We start from the raw sequence: 18147 nt of genomic DNA, 5'->3' as shown, positions 1-18147 counted from the left end.
GGTTTGTCGGTAGTCTTCGGGGGTGGGGGTGTTGGTGGTGGGTGTGGGGGGGGGGGCGGGGGGGCCCGGGCGGGGGGGGGGGGGGCGCGGGGCGCCCGCCCCCCGCCCCCCCCCCCCCCCCCCCCCCCCCCGGCGTGCTTTCCGGGGACGTGACGCCGGTTCCGCGCCCGCCGGGTGTGGCGGCGGTGTAGAGGTATGCGGCAGGTAGCGTGCAGACCGTCGTGCGGACGGGACATCGTCCCTAACGTCGCATGACATGCAGACAGTGGACGTACTGGTCGTGGGCGCGGGCCTGGCCGGCCTGCACACGGCGCGCCTGCTCGCCCGGCGGGGACTGGACGTGACGGTGATCGACCGCCGCAGGTCGCTCTCGGCGGGCATCCGCACGACAGGGATCTTCGTGCGCCGGACCCTCGACGACTTCGACCTGCCGGAGCACCTGCTGGGGCCGGGGGTACGGGACGTGCTGCTGTACCCGCCGTCGCGCCGGGCACCGGTCCGGCTCACCAGCGACCGGGACGAGTACCGCGTGGCCGACATGGCGGCCGTCTACCAGCACGCGCGCCGCGCGGCGGAGTCGGCCGGGGCCCGGATCCTGCCGGGCGTACGCTACGTCGGCGCGTCGGCGGGCGTCGTGCGGTTCGCGGACGCGGAACCGGTGAGGGCGCGGTTCGTCGTCGGCGCGGACGGCGCCCGCTCCCGGGTGGCCCGGGACCTCGGCCTCGACGTCAACCGGCGCCTCCTCGTCGGCGCCGAGATCCTCTACCCGGTCGCGCCGGGCACCACCGTCCCGGCGTTCCACTGCGTGCTGGACCCCCGGATCGCTCCGGGGTACCTGGGATGGGTCATCGACGACGGCCGGCACGCGCACGTCGGCGTCGCGGGGTACCCGGACGCGATGCGCACCGGCGTCCGCCACCTGCTGGACGCCTTCGCCGCGGACGCGCCCGGCGGCGCACCACCGGCCGGGCCGGTCGAGCGCCGGGGCGGCCCGATCCCGGTCGGCGGCGTGCTGCGACGGCTGGCGTGTCCCGCCGGGCTGCTCGTCGGGGACGCGGCGGGCGCGGTGTCGCCGCTGACGGCCGGTGGGCTGGACCCCTGCCTGCGCATGTCCGAGCTGGCCGCGGCGGTCACCGCCGAGTACCTGCGCACCGGCGACCGGCGCGTGCTGAGCCGGTACGACGGGGACGCGCTGCGGGCCCGGTTCCGGGGCCGGCTGCTGCTGCGCCGCGCGTTCGCCGGAATCCGGTCGCCGGCCGCGGCGGAGGCGGCGGTGACCGTGCTGCGCGGTCGTGCCGGTCGTGCCCTGGCGGCGCGGATCCTGTTCGGCGACGGCTCGTTCCCCGACGTCGGCCCGCGGCCCGCGGCAGGAGCGCCGCGGGTCTCCCGCCGGTGAGCCGGCCGCGTCGGCGTCCGCCGACGCGGCCGATCCCCGTGTCGCATGGCGACGCTTCCTCCGCCATCTCCGCTGGAAGGCGACGATCGACCGGAAGTCACCGTTGGACACGTCGTCTCGCGTCACACCTCGTCGGCGGGGCCGGTGATGCGGTACCCCACCCCGGGGGTCGTCGTGATGACCGGCGGGCTCCCCAGTTTGCGGCGAAGCCTTCCGACGGTGACGGCGACGGTGTTGGTGAACGGGTCGGCGTTCTCGTCCCAGACCTGTTCGAGCAGGTCCTCGGTGCTGAGGAAGGCGGGACCGGCGCGCAGCAGGGCCTCCAGGAGCGCGAACTCCTTGACCGACAGGTCGATCCTCCTGCCGTCGCGGGCGACCGTGCGGCGTACCGGATCGAGCTCGATCCCGGCCGCGCGCAGGGTGCGCGGCCGGGCGGACGGACGGCGCCGGGCCAGGGCGTGGACGCGCAGGACCAGTTCGGGGAAGTGGAACGGTTTGGCGAGGTAGTCGTCGGCCCCCAGGGAGAGGCCGCTGACCCGGTCCCCCGGGGAGCCCGCGGCGGTCAGCATCAGGACCATCGCGCGCCCGTCCCGTTCGGCGATCATCCGGCAGAGGGTGTCGCCGTGGATCCCGGGCAGGTCACGGTCGAGGACCACCACGTCGTACGGGGTCAGGTCGAGTTTCGCGGCGGCCTCCAGGCCGTCGTGGGCCACGTCGACGGCCATGCCCTGGTCCCGCAGGCCCTCCGCCAGGACCTCGGCGAGCGAGCGCGCGTCCTCCACCACCAGGACCCTCACGCGCCGGCGCCTTCCGGTACGGGCGCCCGCGGCAGCGAGACGGTGACGCGCAGGCCGCCCTCGGGCCGGGCGTGCAGGTCCAGGACGCCGTCGTGGGCCTCGACGACGGCCGCGACGATCGACAGGCCCAGGCCGGAGCCGGTCTCGGAGCCGGTCCGGTCGGCGCCGAGCCGCCGGAAGGGCTCGGTGAGCCGGGCGACCTGCGCCGGGTCGAGGGGCGGCCCGCCGGTCTCCACGACCAGCCACGCCGAGCCGTCCCCCGTGCCGGCCCTTGAGCCGTTCCCCGTGCCGTGCTCGGTGCGGGTCCCGGTGCCGGTCTCCAGCCGGATCCGGCCGCCGCGCCGGTTGTGGACGACCGCGTTGTCGATCACGTTGTTCACCATGCGGGACAGCAGGGTCGGGTCGCCCCGGGTCCACGCGTCCTCCCCGGTACGGACCTCGACGGTCAGGTCCCTCTCCGCGACGTCGGCCGCGCGGGCGGCCAGCGCCTCGGACGCCAGGGTCGCGAGCGAGACCGGGACGCGGTCGCGGAACTCGCCGTGCCGCGCGCGGGCGAGGTCGAGGAAGCTCTCCAGAAGGCCGTCCACCCGGTCGAGCTCGGTGCGCAGCCGGTCGGCGAGCGCCAGCGTCTGCGGTGGCACCGGCCGCGGCTTGGCCACGGCCACGTCCAGCGACGCCCGCATGGTCGTCAGCGGCGTCCGCAGCTCGTGGGAGGCGTCGGCGACGAACCGGCGCTGGGCGGCGAAGGACGCCTCCAGGCGTTCCAGCAGCTCGTCGATGGTGTCCGCGAGGTCCTTGACCTCGTCGGCCGGGCCCGGCACGGCCAGCCGCTCGTGCAGGTTGTCGGCGGAGATCCGCCGCGTCGCAGCGGTGATCGTCCGCAACGGGCGCAGCACCCGGCTGGCCACGAACCTGCCCAGCAGGACCGAGATCACCGCCATCACGACCAGCGCGACCACCGAGCCCACCAGGAGCCGGCGCGACTGGATCGCCTGGGCGTCCATGAGCTGCGCCTCGAGCCGGTGGACGCGCTCCTGGGCGAGGCCGGGCCACGGTGCGCCAGGGCCCTGACCGGGCGCGGGCTCGCTCACCCTGACGGTGGCCAGCAGGTTGGTGAGGACCAGCAGCCCCAGGCCGGACGCGAGGAACAGCGCGGCGTACAGGACGGTGAAACGCTGGCCCGCCGTCCGCCTCGGTGACGCGGGGCGTCGCGGCTTGCTCATCGGTTCTCTCCCGTTCGCGTGCGGACCTCCAGGATGCGCCGCCCCGCCTAACAGCGATGTGACAGCACCGGTTCGGCCCGTGTCACGGCCGGTTCCGTAGAACCGGACCCATGCCGGAATCCACTGAAGACACCGCCGGGCCGCCCCTGACCGTACGCGTGCGACGGGAATGGGGGAAGTTCCGCACCCGGGGCCGGACGGCCGCCATGGCGTCCGCGATCCTCGTCATCGTCCTGCTCGGAGTGCTCTCCGCGATCGCGGCGAGCCTCGGCACCTCCTGCACCGCCGGTCCGGTGGAGGTCCCCTGCCCCGCCGATCCGGTCGGGCCGCACGGCCGGGCGGTGAGCGACACGTCCTACCTCGTCCACCGGACCCTGGGCAGGAACGGCGACATCACCGTCCGCCTGACGTCCATGACGGGCGTCATCACCTACCCGCCGCCCGACCACGACGAGATCGTCCCCGGTCTCGTCCCCTGGGCGAAGGCCGGTGTCATCATCAAGGACGGCACCGCGCGGGGCTCCTCCTACGCGGCGCTGATGCTCACCGGCGCGCACGGCGTGCGGATGCAGCACGACTACGTCCACGACACGGCCGGGCGCCCGGGCGGCGTCTCGCCGCGGGCACCGCGCTGGCTGCGGCTGATCCGCTCCGGCGACACCGTCACCGGCCACGAGTCGGCCGACGGCACGCGGTGGACGAAGGTCGGCACCGCCCGCCTCGCCGCGCTGCCCGAGACGGTACGGGTCGGGCTCTTCGTCGCGTCCCCGGGGGACGTGACCCTCACTCCCGTCGCCCTCGGCGCGAGCCTTCAGGCGTCGCGCTTCACCCAGGCCACCGCCGTCTTCGACCACGTCAGCGTGCGGGGCGGCACGTCCACCGGCGGATGGAGCCACGGCAGCGTGGGCGAGATGGGGCACACCGACTGGGAGAGGCACCACCGGCCGCCCGGTCTCGTCGAGTCGGACGGCACGTTCACCGTCACCGGAACCGGCGACATCGGGCCGATCGGCACCGCGCCGGGTCACGCCGTGGAGGGCTCCCTCGCGGGCCTGGTCGTCGGCCTGGTCATCGTGATGGTGGTGGCCGTGCGGTTCATGACCGCCGAGCACCGGCCGGGCGCGGCGGGTGGCGCGGTCGGTGGCGCGGCCGACGACGTGACGGGTGGTGCGGCGGTTGGCGTGACGGGTGGCGCGGCCGACGACGTGAGGGGTGGCGCGGCCGGTGGGGCGGCGCCCGCCTTCCGTACGGCCGTGGCGAAGGCCGTCGTGACGGCAGCGGTCACCTTCGCGGCCGGGCTGGTCGCCTCGGCGGCCGTGGTGGCGGCCGGCCCGCGGATCCTGCGCGCGGGCGGTCTCGGCGTCCTTCCGGTGCCGGTCCTCACCGAGCTGCGGGTCGTCGCCGGTGCCGCCGCGCTGCTCGCGGTCGCCGCCGTGCTCGCGCTCGCTCTCGGCGCGCTGTTACGGCGGACCTGGGCGGCGATCCTCGTCGCGATCTCGACGGTCGTCCTGCCGTACGTCCTGGCGGTCCTGCCGATCCTGCCCGACGACGTGGCCAGGTGGCTGCTGCGCCTCACCCCGGCCGCGGGCTTCGCCGTCTACCGGACCGCCCGCGAGTACCCGCAGGTGATCGCCCACTACGCGCCGTCGGCGGGCTACCCCCCGCTTCCCTGGTGGGCCGGGTTCGGCGTGCTCTGCGGCTACGCCGTCGCCGTCCTCGCCCTGGTCCGCCTGCGGTCACGCCGCCGCGACGGCGAGCGATCACCCCGGTGACCGGACGGGGCGACGCCGTCTGCTTCGCGCGCTCCCCTGAGACGTCCGGGCCATCGGCGAAAGCCCCCCGGCGACGCGTGATCACCATGATCACGCGTCACCGGGGGCCTCCATGCCGCCATGCCGCCGTGCCGCGCCGTCCACGCCATATCCGGCCCGGCGTACCCGGTGGCCTCAGCCGGACGCCCGCTGCCGCAGGTTCGCGGAAATCCGGGACCTCATAAGAAGCCCGGGTGCGTCACCCGGTGTAGTTCTTCCCCGGGGGCCTGCCGGGGAGCGGCTTGGCGATGAGGGCGACGGGGACGAAGAAGCAGATCTGGCCGATCGCCATGACGAGCGTCCAGAGCGCCTTGTCGTCGTAGCAGGCGGACGCCCTGGCGTACAGCTCGTCGGGGACGCGCTCACCGGACGGGTTCGGGGTCAGGACGGCCTCCACGAGCTCCAGCGCGACCCGTTCGGCGTCGGTGAAGTAGGGGGCGTCCCGCCACGACGCCACGGCGGTGATGCGCTCCTCCGTCTCCCCGGCCTTGCGGAGAAGGCCGGTCTGCCGGACGGTGTGGTACGTGCTGCCGACGATCTGCCCGGCGCGCAGGTGCACCAGGCCGACGGTGGTCTGCGGGATCGCGCCGTTCCGGGTGGCCGTGGTCATGCCCGCGGCGATCGTCATCAGGTCGGGAAAGAACCGGGCGGGGTCGGGCAGGCGGGACCGGAGGTCGTCCTGGCCGGCCGTCGTGGGTGTGGACATCGGAGGTGTTCCCTTTCTCGATTTCGGTGGTGTTCTCGGGACGTACGGCCCGGTGCGGCCGGCCCCCGTCGTGAAGCGGCCGCCCGTGGAGGAGGATGAGGCGATCCGTGCCGGAGTCGCAGGGCTCCTCCGCGTACCGGACCGTGTCCCGGGAGTCCGACGACACGACCGCCGGGAATGTGAGGTGACGCGCCGGCCTCACGCTTCGGCGCGCTGTCTCGTCGATCCGGTGAGCACCGCCGCACCGAGGGAGCCGACGAGACCATGACCGCCCCGTACGAGCCGGGCCGCACCCACCCCGATCCGAGCCTGAACGCGATCATCAGCGAGCGGCGTCACCTGATCAACCTCGCCTACCGGCTCCTCGGCACCCTGGCCGACGCCGAGGACGTCGTCCAGGAGACCTACGCCCGCTGGTACGCCATGTCCCGGCCGCAGCAGGAGGCCATACGCTCCCCGGGCGCCTGGCTGACGACGGTCGCCGGACGCATCTGCCTGGACCTGCTCGGCTCGGCGCGGGCCCGGCGGGAGAGCTACGTGGGCGAGTGGATCCCCGAGCCGCTGCCCGACCGCACGGAGTGGACCGACGGGAGGCCGGGCGGCGTCTCGGCCGATCCGGCCGACCGCGTCACCCTCGACGAGTCGGTCAACATGGCCTTCCTCGTCGTGCTGGAGTCGATGACCCCGGCCGAGCGGGTCGCGTTCGTCCTGCACGACGTCTTCCGCTACTCCTTCGCCGAGGTGGCCGAGATCGTCGGCCGTACGCCGGCGGCGTGCCGCCAGCTGGCCTCCTCGGCCCGGCGCCGCATCCGCGCGTCCCAGGCCCTCCCGGCCCCGGCGGCCGGGCGCGCCGACGTCGTCAGGGACTTCAAGCGGGCCTGGGAGGCCAAGGACATCGGCGCCCTCATCGGCCTGCTCGCCCCCGGGGCCACGATGGTCTCCGACGGTGGCGGGCTCGCCAGCACCGCGCCCCACCCGATCGAGGGCGGCGAGCGGATCGCCCGCTACGCCCTGACCATCGCCGCCGTGGCGCCCGGCCTGACGATCCTGGAGCGGACGGTCAACGGCCAGCCCGGCCTGGTGGCCCAGCGGGACGGCGCCGTCACGGCGGTGATGGCGTTCGAGGTCGTCGAAGACCGGATCACCCACATCTGGGCGGTACGCAATCCCGACAAGCTCCGTCCCTGGACGGACGGGTGACGGCACCGGGGCCGTCCCGGGCACCCGGCCGTCACGACCTGTGACGTTCCGCGACGGGACGCGGATCCACCTCACATTTCCGGTGGTCGTGTCGTCGGAACGCTGAGACACCGTCCGGCGCGCGGAAGGGCGTCGCGGTCGTCGCCGTCCTCACCCGTTCCGCAGCCCTCAAGGAGTCACCCGTGTTCCTGCGCGTCGCGATCGTCCTGCAGACCGTCGCCCTCTTCGCCGCGCCGATCACCGCCGGCCTGATGCTGTCCTGGCCCAACGGGCACGTACTGCACAGCGCCTCGTCGTACGCGGTGTTCGTCGTGGCGCTGCTGCACCTGGGCACCGCGGTCCTGGTGTGGCGGCCGGGCGGCGGCTCGCCCAGGCCCATCCTGTACGCGGCCGGGTTCCTGGCGCTCACGCTGACGCAGGTCGCGCTGGGTCTCGCGCGTCTGACGGCCCTGCACGTCCCGCTGGGCGCCCTGCTGTTCGGCCTGAGCCTCCTCCAGCTCGACCGGGTCCTGGCCCTCCGCCGCGCCGGTGGAGCACCCGGCGGGACCGGGGGCGGAGACGCCGAGCGGGGGGTCAGCGCCCGGAACCCTCGGTGACCCTGGGCAGGTCCTGCCAGGAGGTGCCCGGGGACGGGGCCGCCGCGCAGACGACGTAGTGGTGCGGGGCCATGGCCGACATACGGCCGGGGAGCAGGCCCAGGCAGGCGGAGTGCAGCGCCGCAGGGGTGGTGGCGGCCGTCGTGAAGCACACCAGCCGGTGCCCGAGCCGTTCGTCGGCCTCGGCGACGACGGCCGTCTCGGCGGTGGGGGCCGTCCCGTCGCCGCCGGTCAGCCGAGCGAGCGCGTCCGCCGTCAGGCGCCCGACCTCGGGCAGGTGGACCCAGCAGCCGTCGACCGGCAGCCAGCCGTCGTCCCGGGGGACCGGGACGACACCGGTGAGGGCGGTCAGCTCGGACCGCGGCACGTCCCGGTCGCCCGCCTCGATGAGCAGCCGGGCGATCCCCTCGCCGAGGGCCAGCGCGTCGCCGCGGGGCAGGCAGCGCGGATCGGCCCACAGGGTGACGTCGAGCTCGCCGTGCGTCCGGTGGACCCAGAGCGAGGTGCGCGTGGGCAGGACGGCCGGTGGGAGCCACACCGAGTGGACGTCCTCGCCGCCCCGGACGGCCCGCGGGCCCCGACCGGGGACGCTCATGTCGTTGAACACGATGTCGCGCGCGAAGAACAGGCCGCGCTCCCGCTGGACGTCCTCCATGATCCGGATGAGGGCGTCCGCGTCGAACCGGCTGTTCTGGTACGCGGTCATCGTCGCCGAGCGCGCGCCGCGCAGCACGGCGTCGAAGCCGTCCGCGCCGGTCTCCACGGGGATCAGCGCGTCCTGGGCGAGCGGCCCGACGTACTCGCGCAGCTCGGGCCGGAACCGGTTCGCCGAGATGGACAGCACGACGACCGTCCGCTGGCGGGCCCGTACCCCGGCGAGCGCCGCCAGGGCCGCGAGCACCGCCGCCGACGGGCTCGCCCCGGTACGCGCGGAGATCCGCCCCAGCGCCCCGGCCGCGGGGACCGAGCGCACGCGCAGCCGGGGGAGCAGCCAGTCCGTCTCGCCGTCCACCGGGACCGTCAGCGTGGACCGGGGCACCGCGCGCAGGTGGCGCTCCCAGTAGCGGAGCGCCGACTCGGCGCGTCGCAGGCCGGCCGGGGTGCGCTCGGCCGCCACGACGTCGAGCGGCTGCGGCGCGGTCACCGGCGCGAGCGGCTTGCCGAGGAGGAGCTCGTCCCACTCGGTGAGCACCACGGCCAGCCCGGCCGCGTCCATGGCGCTGTGCGTGGTCACCAGGACGACCTGTCGCGGTACGCCGCCTGAGGCGATCACGGCGACCCGGAGGGGGATCTCCGTGTCCAGCGCGAAGCGCGTGCCCTGGAGACGCCGCGCGACCTGCTCGGCGAGGTCGCTCTCGCACGTCCCGGCGTCTTCCGGCACGGCCGGGGAAAGGCCGGTGTCGTGGACCTCGACGGTCACCTCCCCGGCGGCCAGGACCCGCTGGAGGCCGTCGTGGAAGGTCGTGCGCAGGGACTCGTGCCGGGTCACCAGCCGGCGCACGGCCTCGGTGACCACGGCGAGCGTGGTGCCCGGCTGGACGGCGCGTACGACGCGGTAGTTCATGTGCTCGGGCGGGTCGGTGAGCATGCAGCGGACCATGTTGGCCTGGCCCGTCGTCAACGGGCCGTGGCGGGCCGTCAGGCCGGAGAAGCACGCGGTGCGGGAACGGTCCAGCGGATCGGGCCGGTGGAGGGACCGGAACCGTTCCGGTCCGGACGAGAGCGGTTGTGCCACGGGAAGCCACCAGACCGAAGGGTTCATTATTGGAAAGTTTGCTTACAGTTTCGGGGGTGGTGTCAGTGAATCATGTCCGCGGGAGACGCGACAAGCCTTGCCCGGCCCGGTTTTCGCGCCTTTCCCGTCCGGCTCCCGGCCGCGAGGACGCGTTCCCGGTACGGGACGCCGGCGCGGTTCCCGGCACCGGGCGGGGAGGGCCTCCCCGGTGGTCCCGCGTCCCCGGGGTGTACCTGGCCACACCCGGGTGTGCACGTAGCCCGATGTCGGCGGCGAACCGGACCTCCTACCGTTGTCCTCGGAGGCGACCGGTGTTCCGGCCGCCCCTCGGACCGGGTGGCGATGGACCTCACGCCGTCCGCCGTCGATCCATCGGCACAGGGAGCGGTCAGCGTGACGGAGCATTCGGACGGCGGGCACGCGTACGGGGCGGCACCGGGGACCTATCGCGTGGACCCGGACGCGACGACGGTCCGGTTCGCGACACGCGCGGTGTTCGGCCTGCTGCCGGTACGAGGATCCTTCGCGGTCGACCACGGCCGGATCGTGGTCACCGAGGGCGTCGGCGACTCCACCGTGGACGTGGTGATCCGGGCGGCCGGGTTCGAGAGCGGCGACCCGCGGCGCGACGAGCACGTCCGCTCCTCCGACTACCTCGACGCCGCCGCGTACCCCGAGATCGTCTTCCGCGGCCGGGAGGTCGAACGCTCCGACGGGGGCGCCTTTGTGCGGGGGACGCTGACCGTGCGGGACGTGACCCGGCCGACGGTCCTGAGCATCGGCCACCTCACCACCGGCGACCGGTGCCTGAGGGCGCGGGCCACGACGGACATCGACAGGTACGCCTTCGGCCTGACCAGGGCGAAGGGCATGACCGGCCGCCGTCTCGGCATCACGATCGAGGTCGTCGCCCTGCTGGAGGAGGCGTGAGCCCGGCCGGGACGTGGGACTCGATCACCGGCGGGGACGAAGGGGAAAGGGGAGATCCACTCCTTTCCACTCTCAACGTATAGCGCACCGGGGGGCTTGCGGCAAGCCCCCGGTCGTGCCGCAGAATCGTCGGCCGAAGCCGTAACCTGCGGAAACGAGGATCACGACGTGCGTATGGTGTTGCCGGCACACAGGCCGGAGTCGGACGCGCCGGAGCCGGGGACGGTGGGGTCCGAGAGCGCGTTCGACCTTCCCGCCCACCTGGCCCCCAAGGCGGACCCGGCGCTGATCGCCGGTGACGAGCGGCACTTCGCGGCCATCGCGGAGAGCCTTGAGCGGTCGATCGCCGACCTGTCCGACCGCCTCGACGCCGAGCGCAGGTCGCCCGGCGGCAAGGGCCGGCAGGCGATGGACCGGGACCTGGAGATCCACCGGCTGGCCTCGCGCCTGCGCGCGCTGCGCCGCTTCGGCCTGGACCTGTGCCTCGGCCACATGGTCGCCGCGGACGACCCCGAACCCGTCTACATCGGACGGCTCGGACTCACCGACAGTGCGGGCCGCCGGCTGCTGCTCGACTGGCGGTCCCCCGCGGCGGAGCCGTTCTTCGGGGCCACCCACGCCGACCCGATGGGGCTGGTGAGCCGCCGCAGGTACCGCTGGACCCGTGGCCGGATCAACGACTACTGGGACGAGGTGTTCACCGCGGACGGCCTGGCCGGGCATGCCGCGCTCGACGACCGGTCCGCCTTCATCGCCGGCCTGGGCGCCGACCGGTCGGCCAGGATGCGCGACGTGCTCGGCACCATCCAGGCCGACCAGGACGCCGTCATCCGCGCGGGATCGCGCGGCGCCCTCGTCGTCGACGGCGGCCCGGGTACGGGCAAGACCGTCGTCGCGCTGCACCGCGCCGCCTACCTCCTCTACTCCGACCCCCGCCTCGGCCGCCGCCGGGGCGGCGTGCTGTTCGTCGGCCCGCACCAGCCCTACCTGGCCTACGTGGCCGACGTCCTTCCCAGCCTGGGGGAGGAGGGCGTGCAGACCTGCACCCTGCGGGACCTCGTCGCCGAGGGAGCCTCGGCGGGCGTCGAGACCGACCCGGAGGTGGCCCGCCTGAAGGCGTCCGCGGACCTGGTGAAGGCGATCGAGCCGGCCGTCAGGTTCTACGAGAACCCGCCCACCAAGGGGATGACGATCACGACGGACCGGTCCGAGGTCTGGCTGAGCGCCGACGACTGGGCCGAGGCGTTCGAGGCACCGGAACCCGGTACCCCGCACAACGAGGCGCGCGGCCGCATCTGGGAGGAGCTGCTCACGATCGTGGCGGACAAGCACGACGGCGAGGTCTCGCCCGGCCTGCTCCGCACGTCGCTGTCGGCGGACAGGGAACTGCTGGCGACCTTCAACCGCGCGTGGCCGCTGATCGAGGCGGCCGACCTCGTCGGAGACCTGTGGACGGTCCCCGCCTACCTGCGGATGTGCGCTCCCTGGCTGGACGTCGACGACGTCCGGCGGCTGCAGCGCGAGGACGCCCAGGCCTGGACGGTGTCCGACCTGCCGCTCCTGGACGCGGCACGGCAGCGGCTCGGCGACCCGGAGGCGTCACGACGCGAGCGCCGCCGTGAGGCCTCCCTCGCCGCCGAGCGCGAGCGCATGTCCACGGTCGTCGACGCCCTGCTCGACGCCGACGACGACGGTGAGGGCGTGGTGACGATGCTGCACGGACAGGACCTCAAGGACGCCCTGGTCGACGAGGCCGCGTCGCCCGGCGTCGAACCGGACCTGCTCGCCGGCCCGTTCGCGCACGTCGTCGTGGACGAGGCCCAGGAGCTGACCGACGCGGAGTGGCAGATGCTGCTGCTGCGCTGCCCGTCCCGGAGCTTCACCGTCGTTGGGGACCGCGCCCAGGCCAGGCACGGGTTCACGGAGTCGTGGGAGGAACGGCTCCGGCGGGTCGGGCTGGACCGGATCCGGCTGGCTCGCCTGAGCGTCAACTACCGGACGCCGGAAGAGATCATGGCGGAGGCCGAGCCGGTCATCCGGGCCGTGATCCCGGACGCCAACGTGCCGACCTCCATCCGCAGCGGGGGCGTCCCCGTCGAGCACGGATCCGTTTCGGAGCTGGACTCGATCCTCGGCACCTGGCTCGCCGAGCAGGCCGACGGGGTCGCCTGCGTCATCGGCGATCCCGCGTTCCGGGCGACGTCGCGTGTCCGGTCGCTGACCCCGGAACTGGCGAAGGGGCTGGAGTTCGACCTGGTCGTCCTCGTCGACCCGGAGGCGTTCGGCACGGGCGTCGAGGGAGCGGTCGACCGCTACGTCGCCATGACCCGGGCGACCCGGCGGCTCGTCGTCCTCACGAGCCTCTGACACCGGTCGCGACCTCGCCGGGCCCGTACGGGAGGGATCGGTCACCGTCCCGTGGTGGAGAGCTCGCGCGTCCGCCGGAGTTCAGCCGGGAGGGTCGCCGGGGCTCGCCGGGGCGCCGGAGCGCTCGACCACGTCGACCGCGGCGGCGGCGAGGGCCAGCACGGGGAAGATCGCGTGCGGCGGCACCCGGTAGACCCCTCGCTCGGGCTGCTCGACCAGCCCGGCCGAGGCGAGCGTCTTGAGGTGGTGGTACAGCTGGCCGGGCGAGGCGAGGGCCAGCTCGGCCTGCAGGTCGGCGACCTGTTTGGGCCCGGCGACCAGCGACTGAAGGATCTCGAAGCGCGCCGGATGCCCGGCGGCGGCCAGCACCGCGGCCAGCGGCCCGGCCGGCTGCCGAAGCAGCCGGCCGGGGCTGCGGGCCATCTCCCACACCCAGTGGTAGCCGCCGATCATGGCCTGACCGCCGTAGGTGATCAGGCCGGTGTCGTCGCCCGCCACCGCCGGCGGGGAAGCGGCGAGTGCGGCCTCAAGGGCGGCGACCCGGGCCTCGAGGTCCTGGAACCGGTCGTCGGCACTGGTCAGGGTCGCCTCACTTCAACGCTGCGCGGACTCTCGCGAGGAAGGCGGGATCCGTCGCCATTCGTACGATGAACTGCTGATGAGCATAGCTGCGCACCCCCGAGTACCAGGTCTCCTCGGGCAGGCGCCGCAGGGCGAGGACGGTCTCGCGCGGCTTCTCACCTGGCCGGACGGTGTACATGGCCTCGCTGATGACACCGGGCAGCGCGCCGCCCTTGGTGCCGATGAGGAGCTTGTCCGGGTCGGCGCCGGGCTGGCGCATCGGCCACTCCAGGTGCCGGCTCGCGATCCTGTCCTTCCGGAGCCCGGCGAGCACCCGGCGCAGGACGCCAGGTTCGACGCGGGCCACGGTCTCGGCCCAGTCGGCCTGCCGGGCGAAGTCGGGAAGCGTGAGCCGCACCTGCTCACCGGCCTTGACGTACCTCTTCAGGCAGGCGTCGGCGGACAGCGTGCAGCCGCCGAAGGCGCGCAGCATCGCGCCGTTGAGGGTGCCGACACGCGTCTGCGCGACCTTGCGCAGTGCGCCGGGGCCGAGGCGGTCGCGCAGCAGGTCGGCGGCGGCGTTGTCGCTCTCCTGGATCATGGCGGAGACGACCTGGTCGAGGGTGACGCTCGCACCGGGCTTGAGCCGCTTGAGCGCCGCCTCGTGGGCGCCGCCGTCGGTGCCGGGCAGGTGGTAGGCGTTCCACAGGGCCACCGGGACGCGCTCGCCCCGCTTGACCTTGCCCTTGCGGACGGCGTCGGCGTAGGCGGCGAGATGGGTGATCTTGAAGGCCGACGCCACGGGGGCGAGGCGATCGGCGTTGTGGCTGATGCCCCGGGTCACCAGCGCGACGTCGTCGGGGTGGGCGCTGATGTAGGCGAGTACGGCCTCAACGTCCTTGAGGTCGGCGGGGGCGGGGGCGGCGGCGACGCCGGTCGTCGGGGCCGCCAGCGCTGCGGTCAGGAGCATGCTGAGGATTGATGACATACCTCCAGTTAACCATAAATCCGAAATTTCGGAATAACGATTTTTTGGCGGCGCGCTCGGCCGGGTGGGGGTGAGGGGTTGGGGCGGGGACGGTGGGCGAGAAAAGATGATCGACCTCGTCTTTGTCCCGCTATACCATGACGTGGTCGTCGCAGCTGCGAGGGAGGGCTCATGCGTCCTGGCGTTCCGGTCGTGCGAATCACCGTCACCCTGCTCGCGGCGCTGGCCGCCGGCCTCTTCCCCGCGACCACCGCTCACGCGCAGCCGGACGCCCCGGACGTCCCAGCGGCCCTGGATGTCCCGGGTACTCCGGGCGCTCCGGGCGCTCCGGGCCTGAAGATCAAGGAGAGCCGGTTCCACGTCAAGGCGATCGGCCCGGGATTCGTGCTGAAGCTGTCGCCGCGCGGGCTCGACGTGCGCATCGACGAGGAGAGGTTCGGCGACCCCGCCACCGGCAACCCGATCGAGCGGCAGACGATCGACCTCACCGGCCGCACGCTGCGCCCCTTCGAGTGCGAGAACGGCACGTACACGATCAAGACGGGGACCTTCGAGCGCACCTACCGGATCTCGCGGCTCGCCAGGCGGCCGCTCCCGTACACCGAGGGGTTCGCCACCGGCTCGCCGGGCATCTTCACCCCGTTCGTCGGCGAGATCGAGGGGACCGCGACCGACGCCGACGGCCGGACGGTGCGCTTCCTGATCTCGGACCTGGTGCAGGAGGTCCTCACCGAGGACGGCTTCTCCGCCACCGCGCCGATCCACGGCTTCTTCGTCGACGAACGGGGCCGGGTGCGCGACCGTATCTCGCTCGTCGGGCGCTTCAACGCCGGTCCCGACGGCCGGAACGCCGTCCACGGGATCGAGGACCGGGGCACCTGCCGTCAGATCGCCGACCTCCCCTTCGGTCCGGGCAGCGAGCGGGCGGTGGTGACGGGACCGTTCTTCGTGCTCCCGTTCAGCTCGCCCGTGACGGTGCCCGGACGCCACTGAGCCCCCATGGCCGTGGATCGTCCGTGAGAAGGCCGGGAGCGGCCCCTCCGGTCTTCTCCGACCCGCGGTAAAGCTTCACCAAGCGCCGGTTGGGGAGGATCTGTGGAGGAATGACATCCCCCTGCCTTTCAAAGGGGACGAGCGATGACCGATCAGGCGCTGGGAGTTCATTCCGAGGTCGGTCCGTTGCGCAAGGTCATCGTGCATCGGCCCGAGCTCAGCTTTCACCGGCTCACCCCGAAGAACATGGACGAACTGCTGTTCGACGACATCCTGTGGGTCGAGCAGGCACAGGTCGAGCACGACGCCTTCGTGGCGGTGATGCGCGAGCGTGGTGTCGAGGTGTTCCACCACCAGCGGCTCCTGGCCGAGGCGCTGGACACGGGACTCGACGCCAGGCGGCACGCCATCGAGCAGACCGTCACCCACCTGACCGTCGGTCCGGCGCTGGTCGACGCCGTCCGCGAGACGCTGTCCGGCTGGAGCGGTGAGAAGCTGGCCACCCACCTGATAGGAGGTCTGACCAAGGAGGAGTTCGGTGTGGCCGACCTGGAGGCGCACTCCCTGGTGGCGGCCTCGGCCAACCCGCGTGAGTTCATCCTGCCGCCGCTGCCCAACTCGCTCTACCAGCGCGACCCGGCGGCCTGGTTGTACGGCGGGGTCTCGCTGAACCCGATGTTCTACCACGCGCGCCTGCTGGAGACGATCAACCAGTCGATCGTGTATCACTACCACCCGATGTTCGCCCAGGTGGATTTCCCCTATTGGTATCCCTACGCCGGGGAGGACGAGCGTTTCAACGAGGAGTCGTACGGCATGGCCTCGATGGAGGGCGGCGACATGATGCCCATCGGGAAGGGCACGGTCGTGATCGGGATGAGCGAGCGCACCAACGCCCGTACCGTCGAGCACATCGCGGTGTCGATGTTCGCGGCGGGCGCGGCGGAACGGATCATCGCGGTCCACGTTCCCAAGAGCCGCTCCTACATGCACCTTGACACGGTCTTCACGTTCCTGGACGTCGACAAGGCCACCGCCTACCCGCCGTTCCTGGAGACCGCCACCACCTGGTCGCTGCGTCCCGGCGACAAGCAGGGAACCGTGGAGGTGCACCGTGACACGAGTTTCGCCGCCGCGTTGCAGGACGCGCTCGGGCTGACCCGTCTGGAGGTCGTCCCGACCGGTGGCGACGACTACCAGATGACCCGCGAGCAGTGGGATTCCGGCAACAACTTCTTCGCCCTGTCCCCCGGCGTCGTGATCGGCTACCACAAGAACGCCTTCACCAACCGCAAGCTGCGCGAGCACGGCGTCGAGGTCCTGGAGATCGAGGGCTTCGAACTGGGCAAGGGCCGGGGCGGTGCCAGGTGCATGACCTGCCCCATCGAACGCGGCGCGATCTGAGCGCCGGGCGGCCGACCGGCGGACGGGCCCGATGGACATGAGGTCGACGGAGGAGCCCGGCCGATGACCGAGGCCGTCCCCGAGGCCGTGTCCGGCGCCGACGCCAACCGTGCCATGAGCCTGGCACTGCGTGTGGGCGAGTTGCTGCTCGCCAACGGCGAGGGGACCGAGAGCGTCACGGCCGCCATGCTCGCGATCGTGCGGACGTACGGCCTGCGCCGGATCGACGCGGACGTGAACCTGTCGGCGCTGACGCTGTCGCTCGTCCCGGACGACGGCCGCCTGCCGGTCACGGCCGAGCGGCGGGTGCGCAGGCGCGAGCCCGACTTCGCCCGGTTGATCTCGCTGCACGAACTCGTCGAGGAGATCACCCGTCTCAGGCCGCCACCGGCCGAGGCGCAACGACGACTGCGTGCGCTCGGCGGCCGCGCCGGGATCTACCCCGGCTGGGTGGTGGTCACGGCGCTCGCGCTGGTCTCGGCCTCGGCGGCGGTGCTGACCGGCGGCGGCGCGGTGGTGGCTCTGGCGGCGTTCCTGGCGACCGCACTCGGTGACCGGGCCGGGGCGTGGCTCGCCAGGCGCGGGGTGGCGGAGTTCTTCCAGCTCGCCTTGGCGGCGGCCGTCGGCACCGCGGCCGCGGTGTTCATGATCTGGCGGCAGATGCCCGTGCAGGCCTCCGCGGTCGTCGTGGGTGCGGTGATCGCGCTGCTGCCCGGCAGGCCGCTGGTCGCCTGCGTACAGGACGGCATCGCGGGTGAGTACGTCACCGCGACCGCACGGCTGACGGAGGTGGTGTTCATCGTGGCGGCGGTCGTCTCGGGGATCGGCGCCATGCTGGCCTTCGCCGTCAAGGCGGGGGTGCCGATCACGGTGGACGACGCGCCCGCGGCGGCGCTGGTGCTGTCACCGCCGCAACTGCTCGGGGCGCTCGGGCTCGGGCTGGCGTTCGCGGTGGCGCTGCGGGTGCCGCCCGGGCACCTGCCGCCCGCCGCGCTCGGCGGCGTGGTGATCTGGATCGTGTACGTCTGCCTGCGCCGGCTGGAGATTCCGGCGGTACTGGCCACCACGGCGGCGGCCGCGGTGATCGGACTGCTGGGCTCGGCGTACGCGCATCGGGTGCGCGTACCGCCGATGGTGTTCGTGATCCCGGCGATCGGGCCGTTGCTGCCGGGCTCGGTGCTGTTCCAGGGAATGTTGAAGCTGAGCCTGGGGGACGTGCCGGGCGGTTCACGCTACCTGGTCGAGGCGCTCTCGATCGCCCTGGGCATCGGTGCCGGAGTGATCCTGGGCGTCGACGTGCTGCGCGCCATGCGTCGTCGCGACAGGCCGCGCCGGATGCGGCCGGCCGCGCGCCGCACCAGAGGATACTGATCCTCGTCGGCTGTCGCGCGATTCGCCTTTCATGTCCCTGGGTAGTTATCCGGCCGCGCCGGGCTCTCT

General features: G+C 73.4%; 15 protein-coding genes. 9 read left to right on the top strand and 6 right to left on the bottom strand.

Annotated elements, in window-relative coordinates:
* Positions 1-256: 256 nt before the first annotated feature.
* Positions 257-1396, top strand: coding sequence for an NAD(P)/FAD-dependent oxidoreductase (locus tag ACIBCT_RS14245; protein WP_399188347.1), 1140 nt, complete (start codon positions 257-259; stop codon positions 1394-1396).
* A gap of 122 nt (positions 1397-1518) precedes the next feature.
* Here the strand turns inward: ACIBCT_RS14245 and ACIBCT_RS14240 are convergent, their stop codons facing one another.
* Entirely contained in the window at positions 1519-2193 is a 675-nt protein-coding gene (locus ACIBCT_RS14240) for a response regulator transcription factor (RefSeq protein ID WP_399188345.1), read from the bottom strand.
* Positions 2190-3416, bottom strand: coding sequence for a sensor histidine kinase (locus ACIBCT_RS14235; protein WP_399188343.1), 1227 nt, complete (start codon positions 3414-3416; stop codon positions 2190-2192). The genes ACIBCT_RS14240 and ACIBCT_RS14235 overlap by 4 nt, the downstream gene beginning before the upstream one ends.
* Positions 3417-3526: 110 nt before the next feature.
* Here ACIBCT_RS14235 and ACIBCT_RS14230 point away from each other — a divergent pair, with 110 nt between their 5' ends.
* Positions 3527-5188, top strand: coding sequence for a hypothetical protein (locus ACIBCT_RS14230; protein WP_399188341.1), 1662 nt, complete (start codon positions 3527-3529; stop codon positions 5186-5188).
* Between the two features lie 238 nt (positions 5189-5426).
* On the opposite strand, the gene ACIBCT_RS14225 is transcribed toward ACIBCT_RS14230, so the two are convergent.
* Positions 5427-5933 (bottom strand): carboxymuconolactone decarboxylase family protein, encoded by a 507-nt coding sequence (locus ACIBCT_RS14225; protein WP_399188339.1) that lies wholly within the window; start codon positions 5931-5933, stop codon positions 5427-5429.
* A gap of 264 nt (positions 5934-6197) precedes the next feature.
* Between ACIBCT_RS14225 and sigJ the strand changes: the two genes are divergently transcribed.
* Positions 6198-7133 carry an RNA polymerase sigma factor SigJ gene (sigJ, locus tag ACIBCT_RS14220; protein ID WP_399188337.1) on the top strand — a complete coding sequence of 312 codons (936 nt, stop codon included), beginning with the start codon at positions 6198-6200 and terminating at the stop codon, positions 7131-7133.
* A gap of 182 nt (positions 7134-7315) precedes the next feature.
* Complete coding sequence (locus ACIBCT_RS14215) at positions 7316-7729, top strand: hypothetical protein (RefSeq protein ID WP_399188335.1); 414 nt, start codon at positions 7316-7318, stop codon at positions 7727-7729.
* Here the strand turns inward: ACIBCT_RS14215 and ACIBCT_RS14210 are convergent.
* Positions 7707-9464 carry a condensation domain-containing protein gene (locus ACIBCT_RS14210; protein WP_399188333.1) on the bottom strand — a complete coding sequence of 586 codons (1758 nt, stop codon included), beginning with the start codon at positions 9462-9464 and terminating at the stop codon, positions 7707-7709. The genes ACIBCT_RS14215 and ACIBCT_RS14210 overlap by 23 nt on opposite strands.
* A gap of 393 nt (positions 9465-9857) precedes the next feature.
* On the opposite strand from ACIBCT_RS14210, the gene ACIBCT_RS14205 reads away from it, so the two are divergent.
* Both ACIBCT_RS14205 and helR read left to right on the top strand, forming a co-directional pair.
* Positions 9858-10394, top strand: coding sequence for a YceI family protein (locus tag ACIBCT_RS14205; protein ID WP_399188331.1), 537 nt, complete (start codon positions 9858-9860; stop codon positions 10392-10394).
* A 174-nt stretch (positions 10395-10568) separates the two neighbouring features.
* Positions 10569-12761 (top strand): RNA polymerase recycling motor ATPase HelR, encoded by a 2193-nt coding sequence (gene helR, locus ACIBCT_RS14200; protein ID WP_399188364.1) that lies wholly within the window; start codon positions 10569-10571, stop codon positions 12759-12761.
* Between the two features lie 81 nt (positions 12762-12842).
* On the opposite strand, the gene ACIBCT_RS14195 is transcribed toward helR, so the two are convergent.
* Together ACIBCT_RS14195 and ACIBCT_RS14190 are read right to left on the bottom strand one after the other, a co-directional pair.
* On the bottom strand, positions 12843-13259 hold the full coding sequence (locus ACIBCT_RS14195; RefSeq protein ID WP_399188329.1) for an ArsR/SmtB family transcription factor: 417 nt from the start codon (positions 13257-13259) through the stop codon (positions 12843-12845).
* 91 nt (positions 13260-13350) lie between these two features.
* Positions 13351-14310: a serine hydrolase gene (locus tag ACIBCT_RS14190; protein WP_399188327.1), complete on the bottom strand. Its 960-nt coding sequence runs from the start codon at positions 14308-14310 to the stop codon at positions 13351-13353.
* A 171-nt stretch (positions 14311-14481) separates the two neighbouring features.
* Between ACIBCT_RS14190 and ACIBCT_RS14185 the strand changes: the two genes are divergently transcribed.
* The 3 genes from ACIBCT_RS14185 to ACIBCT_RS14175 all read left to right on the top strand — a co-directional run bounded on the left by ACIBCT_RS14185 (position 14482) and on the right by ACIBCT_RS14175 (position 18078).
* A complete protein-coding gene (locus tag ACIBCT_RS14185) occupies positions 14482-15303 on the top strand; it encodes a hypothetical protein (RefSeq protein ID WP_399188325.1) in 822 nt (273 codons plus the stop codon).
* A gap of 144 nt (positions 15304-15447) precedes the next feature.
* Complete coding sequence (locus tag ACIBCT_RS14180; RefSeq protein WP_399188323.1) at positions 15448-16707, top strand: arginine deiminase; 1260 nt, start codon at positions 15448-15450, stop codon at positions 16705-16707.
* 63 nt (positions 16708-16770) lie between these two features.
* A complete protein-coding gene (locus ACIBCT_RS14175) occupies positions 16771-18078 on the top strand; it encodes a threonine/serine exporter ThrE family protein (RefSeq protein WP_399188321.1) in 1308 nt (435 codons plus the stop codon).
* Positions 18079-18147 lie beyond the last annotated feature (69 nt).

Source organism: Streptosporangium sp. NPDC050855 (assembly GCF_044456585.1).
Classification (GTDB): Bacteria; Actinomycetota; Actinomycetes; order Streptosporangiales; family Streptosporangiaceae; genus Streptosporangium; species Streptosporangium longisporum.
Note: the sequence above shows the minus strand (reverse complement) of the source record. Positions and strands in the feature narration are given on the sequence as shown.